The organism is Terriglobales bacterium, from assembly GCA_035764005.1.
In the GTDB taxonomy this organism is placed as follows: Bacteria; Acidobacteriota; Terriglobia; order Terriglobales; family Acidobacteriaceae; genus Gp1-AA112.
Window position 1 is genome coordinate 41,551 of the sequence record DASTZZ010000041.1, and the last position, 7,041, is coordinate 48,591.

Below are 7,041 nucleotides of genomic sequence, written 5' to 3' on the forward strand. Positions count from 1 at the left end.
AGGCAGGTTCAGGCGACTTCTGCCGCCACGCTCTTGTTGAAGTTCAAGAGCGAGGCGAGCTCTCTCTCGGAAGAATGCCGGCCATTGCAACGCTCTGGATTGTCTATGTAAGAAGCGGATTCAAGAAAATTTCTATGCCAGAGTTCAAAGACCAGCAGATGCCAGAGTTCACAGGAGCGGTCGCGAACTCCATTCCGGTGTTCTTCAAGGCGTTGTCGCACTCCCGCCTCGCTTACATATCCGCGCTGGATTGTTTTCGGTTCAAGAAGAACCTCTAACAATGCTGGCATCGGTTGTTGCCGGAACCAGTGAACCAGAGGCATGGAGAATCCCTGCTTTTGCCGGTATAGAACGTCTCCAGGCACTCCCAGCCGCTCTGCGAGTTTCTTGAGGATGTATTTCGACTGCCCATGGCGCAGCTTCCAGCGAGATGACAACCTGGCCGCCCACTCCGCGAATTGGTGGTCAAGCAACGGAGCCCGCATTTCCAACGAGGTTGCCATACTCATGCGGTCCACCTTGGTCAGAATGTCTCCAGGCAAGTAAGTCTTCGTATCTAAGTAGAGCAGCTCGTTTAGTCGATCAGCGCCAGGCTGTGAGGTATATTTCTCAACCGTGCTGTATGGATTCATGCCATTCGCATGCTCTAGGAATTCTTCAGTAAAGAGCGATCGTTCACGATCACCGGCAGGTAATACCGAGATACTGTCCAAGTAGCGCATTCGTGACGGTAGTGAAAGATTGAAGACAAATCGTCTACCAAGCCAACCCATTGGAACGTGGGGATGGATATATTTGCGATACAAGGAGCCAATGCCAAACGGAAAGAGGGGAAGCAAACCAACCCAGCGGCGGCGCAAGTGCGAAGTGTAGCGCCCATATCCGGCTAGGAGCTCGTCGCCCCCATCTCCGCTAAGCGCGACTGTCACATGTTGCCGTGCCAACCTACAAACGTGGTAAGTGGGCACGATCGAGGAATCGCCAAACGGCTCTTCTAGAAATCCGGAGAGTGTGTTGACCGTTTGCTCAATCTCAGGTTCGACATAGAGTTCATGGTGTTCCGTATCAAACTTTCGAGCGACTGCCCGGGCGTGCTCTGCTTCATTGAAGTCTTCATGAGAAAAGCCAATCGAAAATGTTTTGACTTTACCCACTCCAAGGCGGGCCATCAGTGCGACTACGGTCGAGGAATCCACTCCGCCGCTTAGGAGCGCTCCTAAGGGAACATCGCTGATCAATCGAATTCGGACGGCCTCTGTTAGTTCGTGCTCCATCCGCTCCAGGCATTCTTCTTCTGAACGTGGCTCGTATTCACTGTAGACCGGCAGATCCCAATATTGTCGGACGCTGATTTTGCCCTTGCTGAACTCGAGCAGGTGTCCAGGCGGGAGCTTCTCAATTTTCTTAAAGGCTGTGAGCGGATCCGGGATGTACCCGAAGCAGAAGAAGTTCGATATGCCTTCTGGACTTACATCGGCCAATTCCGGAGCGGCCGCCAGCAGCGTCTTTATCTCAGATCCGAACAGCAGCTGATCTTTAACAAACGCGTAGTGGAGCGGCTTTTTCCCGAAGCGGTCGCGGGCGAGTAATAACCGTTTGTTGACATCGTCCCATACTGCGAAAGCGAACATCCCTCGAAGGAACTGGACACAATCGGCGCCGTACTGCTCATACAAGTGAACGATTACTTCTGTATCGCTGTTGGTGTAGAAGCGGTGGCCCTGTGCCTCAAGCTGCGGACGTAGCTCTGCGAAGTTATAAATTTCTCCGTTGAAGACGATCCAAACACTGCGATCTTCGTTGTGGATTGGTTGGTGACCACTGCAAAGGTCAATTATGCTTAGGCGGCGCATTCCCAGCCCAGCGCAATCGTTGACGTAAATGCCCTCGTCGTCCGGTCCGCGATGGACGAGCGTCTGACACATCCGATGAATGTCGGCTGCGTCGGCAATATAACTGCCGGGGATGCCGATGATTCCTGCTATGCCACACATAGTGAAACGCGACTGGGATTGCGAGTGAAGAAACGTCAGAATTCAGGGTCCAAGGAGGTTGATAGTTGCGGGCGATCATTTGAAGCTATTTGACGATGGGAAATATAGCCTCTGTAGTACTGCGAATAATAGCTCTGCTCAACGCCTTGCCAGTCGTTAGCCACGATACCCAGCAGCTTGAGATTTTCAGTTTTCAATGCTTCTTTCAAGAGCGGTTTCGGTGTATTGGCCTGCCGGACCACCAGCAGTGTGCCGTCGATATGGACTGCGAGAGCAGCGGAATCTGCAACCGGCACCAACGGAGGGGAATCGAGAACTATCCAATCGAACCATGTTGAGAACTCATTAAGCAGTTCAGAGAATCGATCGGACTGCAGGATTTCTAGTGGATGCTCGCTTCCTTGCCCTGCCGGTAAATACCAAAGCGGAACATCTTGCATTCTCCGCACGAAGCTGATCGCAGAGGTTGACTGTCTCCACCACTCGGCAATGCCAGCTTGACCAGATGTTCCTAGCACATCTCGCAAACCCGATTGATGCAGGTCACAATCTACCAGCAGCGTACGTTGACCCTGGGCAAGTGTCACAGCCAGATTGGCAGAAACAACACTTTTGCCTTCTCCTTTAATGCTGCTGGTGATCAGGAGTGTTTTCAGTTGCTGCCGCTTTTGAAAGTTTCTCAGGCGGATCGCCAAGTTGCGGAACTTCTCAGCGGCGACGGAGCATGGTTCTGTAACGGCCACTAACTTTTGAGGGCGGGTCACAATTTGAATCGGCTCAGCGCAATCTAAGTCCAGACCTCCACTCTCAAGTCGCACAAGTTGAGGAATTCGCTCCGATGCAAACATTCGTTTGTGCACAATTAGCCTCGGTAATAGGCAAGGATGGTAATAGCTGGAATCGCGGTGATGAGGAGAACAACGACCGCCAACTGCAAACGACCATGCCAACTGCGCCTTTCCTGTTCGGCGGGAGTTTGCAATAGAGGAATCGCAACTAAAATTGGAACCGGCGTGATGCTCAGCAGATCATCTTCGGACTTGAGCCGCTCGTCTGCGACTTCAATCAGCGCTGTGAGTCCAAGAGAGAGCACGGTGCCTGCGATCAGCCCGAGAAGACTGAACTTGAGCCGATTCGGAAAATAGGGCTTCTCGGGTAAGTTAGGAGGATCGATGACACGGAATTGCTCGCCTTCCTGACGTTTCTCAAGGTTCGTCGCCATGGCCGACTGCATTTTTTTGTTTAGTAATGACTCATAGTTCGTTCGTGACTGCTCATGATCTCGAGTAATCGCCGCAAGTTGCTGCTCTCTGACTGGCGTCAGATTAAGCCGAGCCTGATAAGCCTCGATTTGTCCTTCTAGACGTCTGATTTCTTGCTTGCGATTCGCAATCTCAAGCTGGTTAGACTTGATTTGTCCATCGATTTGCAGCATAGGAGACATCGCCTGCAGATCGGAAAAGCTCTCCGGCCTTCCAAGTCCGTTGAGCGCGTCGTCTGGCTTCGCTGAGTCGGCCTGGGTGTCCATCTGCTGCTTCAGGCTTTCTGCGTCAGCGATTTGTTTCTTGAGGCGCACAATGTCTGGATGCTTCGGCGTATCTCGCGAGCTAAGGTCGGCAAGCTGTGCTCTGAGCTTCTCCAATTCTTCGTCGATGGAAACTGGATTGAGGTCCGCATCGCCACGTCGAACGGTAAGTTGGCTTCGCAAGGTTTTGTATTGGCCGAGCAAAGACTGCAGATATAGCTTTTGCTGATTTGCCTGGTCGAGCGCTTCCGTGGCCGCCTGCAAGCGCGACTGAAGCCCGGAAAGTATTTGGACATTCGTCTGCAACTGTTCCGGCAATTCACCAAGATAACGTGTCTTGAAGTCGCGCAACCGCTCTTCTTGTGCGGCAAGATTTTTCCGCGCGTCTTCCAACTGGTTTTCGAGAAATCGTGTAGTGTCTTCGGATAGTTGTTGGCGACTGCGCAGATTTTCTTCGATGAACAGCGAGCTCAATTTCTGGGTTACCTGCTGTGCGAGTTCCGGAGTTGCCGCAGAGTATGAAATTTTGAACGCCGACAGTTCCCAAGGTCGTCCTGGCGCCTGCACAAGATCGATCTTGATGTCTCTACGCATTTGCTCCACAAGAGGATCAGGATCTACGACGTTCTGGCCGTTCTTATAGAGATGAAAGGCATTAATAATCGCCAGCAGCCGGGTGCGACTCAGAATCTGCTGAGTCATACTCTGAAGGCGTTGCTGCAGGTCAATGGCTACATTGGGAACGACGTATTGCTCTGGAATCTTCTGCTGCTCGACGATGATGACAGTTTCAGATCGGTACTTTGGCGAGATGAACCATGCTCCGAGCATGGCAAGCGCCCAGATGACGAACAGCGGCAGAATGAGCCACCATTGGCGTCGGCGGGCAATCTGCAAATAGTCCTGCAGAGTTCGTGCGGGTGAGTTGTACACTGTATCCAATTCGCTCATCGCTGTATCGGAACTTTCAGGTTGTAAACAAGAGATACAGACAGCCGATTGTGATTTGATAAGGAATTAACAAAAGGTGCCGAGAAGTTCGTTTCATGCACGTGCCAGTACTGGCACGCGATCGAAACCTTCTGATTCAGCGCGCGAGATATTCCACCGACGAACGATAGATAAGACAGCGGCGTAATTCCTGGTACAAGCGCAGCATTGCGATCGCCGGACAGTAATAACTGGGCATTCCAGCGCCTTGTGAGCTGACGCCGGACTTGTGCGTCAAAGGTGGTCAGTTGAACGACCCCCTGCAAGCCTGCCCCATCACTGATGCGGCGGGAAAATCCAAACCTTAAGTTCGTACGAGCGCTCGACCATAGAAAGTCTCCGCCCGAGGCCCAAGTCCACCTTGTTTTCGTCGAGAGCGGCTCTTCAGTCGAGAAGAAACTCGGGTTTGAATTGTCCCAATTCAGCAGACGCTGTGGGCCGGCGAAGAAGGATAGTTTCATGCTCGGCCTGAGGTGGAGGGTGTCTGTGTACAGGAAACTTTGCACAAGAGATCGCGAGCGGGGAGTTTTGGAGATGAGATCGTCAACGTTGTAATCGAATCCAACCCAATGATGTCTCGTGAATTGATAAGACGCAAGCGCGTGGGTGCCGAACGACGTGGCGCCGCCAATTGGTTCTTGATCAAGTGCGGAACTGTAGCTTACACGATAAAAGGAAGCACTTGCTCCGATGATGGTCCGATGAGACATTGCATAGCTCAGATCGGCTCCCGCCTGCTCGTTGCTCTCCTGGCCGGCAGCGAAGATCGAGTTGTTTGGTCGATCCAACACGCTTGATGCAGGTGCAAGCTCAGTTTCCCGCAACTGATCAAACGCATTTTTCGCCTTCAGCAGGCTTTCATGTATCCGTACTTGCACGCGTTTACTCGGCGTTAGGTGGAGACTACTGTCGAGCAGCTGTGATCGTGAATTGTAGATAGAAACGGGATAACCAGTTGAAAATCCCGGTTGATAATCGAAGGTCCATTGTGCGCGCGGAGCGGTCATAGACCAGCCAATAGAAGGTTCAATCACAGTAAGCAGATTGCCTTTTCTAATGTTGTTGTCATTCAATGCGTTATCGTCAAACTCGCCGGCGAATCTGATTCCCATCGATAGCCAGTCCTGGTTAGCAGCTTGCGCATTGCCGAAAGTCTCCAACATCTCGCCCGGTAGAAGAGGAGGAACAAACGTTTGTGCTGGCAAGCAGGCGTCGAGCGATAAAAGAATAATTGCCAGTTGCATTAACCTCGACATACCGGCCGAGTTTATGGAACCACAATTGTGTCGTGCGGCTGTAGCTGTACGTCTGCGCGTAAATTGTTGCCCTTGAGCACCTGTTTGTAGTTGAAGGGCAGGCGAAGGCGCGATCCATCTGCATTCACTCTGAGCACGTAGATCCTAGTTGTCCTGGCGAACTCGCGCAGGCCCCCCGCTGTAGCGATCGCATCCAGAACCGTCATAGGGCCAGCCATTACATACGAGCCTGGCTTCGTCACTTCTCCAATAATGTTGAACTTGTGGCTCTTGGCTTCCTGCACCAGAACGGTTACTTCAGGATTCGACAAGTATTCGACCAACTGATCCTGGATTTCTTTTTGAAGCTGAGTCGGAGTTTGTCCACTTGCCTTTACATCACCAACCAATGGCAAGGAAATATTCCCATCCGGACGCACCGGCAAAGTTCGAGAGATCTCAGGCTCTTTCCAGACGTTGATGGCAAGGACGTCGTCTGGTCCGATGAGGTATTCATTCGCCGAGTTTTGCACTTTGATGCTCGGCGACATTGCAGCAGCATCAGTATCCATCCCCGGTTTAGCTGTCTGGCCCAGAAGTTGAATACTGAGTGCCCAACCGAGCAGCATGCAAGTAAGCCACTGAGAGATATTTCGTTTCATTTCATCAGCTCCACGAGTCGCCTGTGGCGTCTTAGAGCGGCTCGACATCGTACCCCTCAATCGCGATGGATAGGGATCTGTGAATGCTCTCCACGGAAATTACAAGTCGCCGCTGTCCGTTAGTTACGAGAATGCCTTCCACTCCGTCCAGAGCTCCACCACGCACGCGCACTCGTTGACCTACTTTGAGAAACGGATATGGTGAGAGTGAAATCTTTGTGGCTAACAACGTGCGAATATCTGTGATCTGGGAGTCAGAAATCGGCAGGGCCTCGCGTTGAGTCCCGACTAAACTCAGAGCTCCCCAAATGCTCAATACTGCAAGACGTGCTCGTCCATTGAGCTCAGTGCGAATAAAGACATACCCCGGGAATAGAGGAACCTGCACCACCTTGCGGCGATCGCTCCAGTGGTGTATTTGATTCATCAGGGGAAGATACGATTCGATGCGCTTCTCGTTCAGCTCGGCCGTGACTTTCTTTTCGTGTTTTGGGCGAGTCTGTACTGCATACCACTGAGCCTGAGTTAAAACGGAAAGAGTTGGTATCTGATTCGGTATTACCTGAACGCTGCCCATAGCTTCGCCCTCTAAGTCCCATTGGCTGGAACCCCTGAAATCTGCTCCTTTCAGTTGA

6 protein-coding genes are annotated in these 7,041 nt (G+C 51.9%); all 6 read right to left on the bottom strand.

Going from position 1 to position 7,041, the window contains the following annotated elements:
- Nucleotides 1-8: 8 nt before the first annotated feature.
- Nucleotides 9-1,994, bottom strand: a complete 1,986-nt coding sequence (asnB, locus tag VFU50_07075; protein ID HEU5232606.1) for an asparagine synthase (glutamine-hydrolyzing) — start codon at nucleotides 1,992-1,994, stop codon at nucleotides 9-11.
- Nucleotides 1,995-2,029: 35 nt separating this feature from the next.
- Nucleotides 2,030-2,854 (bottom strand): CpsD/CapB family tyrosine-protein kinase, encoded by an 825-nt coding sequence (locus VFU50_07080; GenBank protein HEU5232607.1) that lies wholly within the window; start codon nucleotides 2,852-2,854, stop codon nucleotides 2,030-2,032.
- A gap of 2 nt (nucleotides 2,855-2,856) precedes the next feature.
- The gene (locus VFU50_07085) at nucleotides 2,857-4,470 is read right to left on the bottom strand and encodes a hypothetical protein (GenBank protein HEU5232608.1); all 1,614 of its coding nucleotides are present in this window, start codon (nucleotides 4,468-4,470) and stop codon (nucleotides 2,857-2,859) included.
- Nucleotides 4,467-5,753, bottom strand: a complete 1,287-nt coding sequence (locus VFU50_07090; protein HEU5232609.1) for a hypothetical protein — start codon at nucleotides 5,751-5,753, stop codon at nucleotides 4,467-4,469. Before VFU50_07090 ends, VFU50_07085 begins: the two co-directional genes overlap by 4 nt.
- Before the next feature lie 23 nt (nucleotides 5,754-5,776).
- On the bottom strand, nucleotides 5,777-6,406 hold the full coding sequence (locus VFU50_07095) for a polysaccharide biosynthesis/export family protein (protein ID HEU5232610.1): 630 nt from the start codon (nucleotides 6,404-6,406) through the stop codon (nucleotides 5,777-5,779).
- A gap of 31 nt (nucleotides 6,407-6,437) precedes the next feature.
- Nucleotides 6,438-7,041 (bottom strand): UpxY family transcription antiterminator (locus VFU50_07100; GenBank protein ID HEU5232611.1); only part of this gene is annotated, 604 nt, incomplete at its 5' end.

Coding starts and splice junctions, on each gene's coding strand:
- asnB (HEU5232606.1), bottom strand. CDS start 1,994: ATGTGTGGCATAGCAGGAATCATCGGCATCCCCGGCAGTTATATTGCC.
- VFU50_07085 (HEU5232608.1), bottom strand. CDS start 4,470: ATGAGCGAATTGGATACAGTGTACAACTCACCCGCACGAACTCTGCAG.
- VFU50_07090 (HEU5232609.1), bottom strand. CDS start 5,753: ATGCAACTGGCAATTATTCTTTTATCGCTCGACGCCTGCTTGCCAGCA.
- VFU50_07095 (HEU5232610.1), bottom strand. CDS start 6,406: ATGAAACGAAATATCTCTCAGTGGCTTACTTGCATGCTGCTCGGTTGG.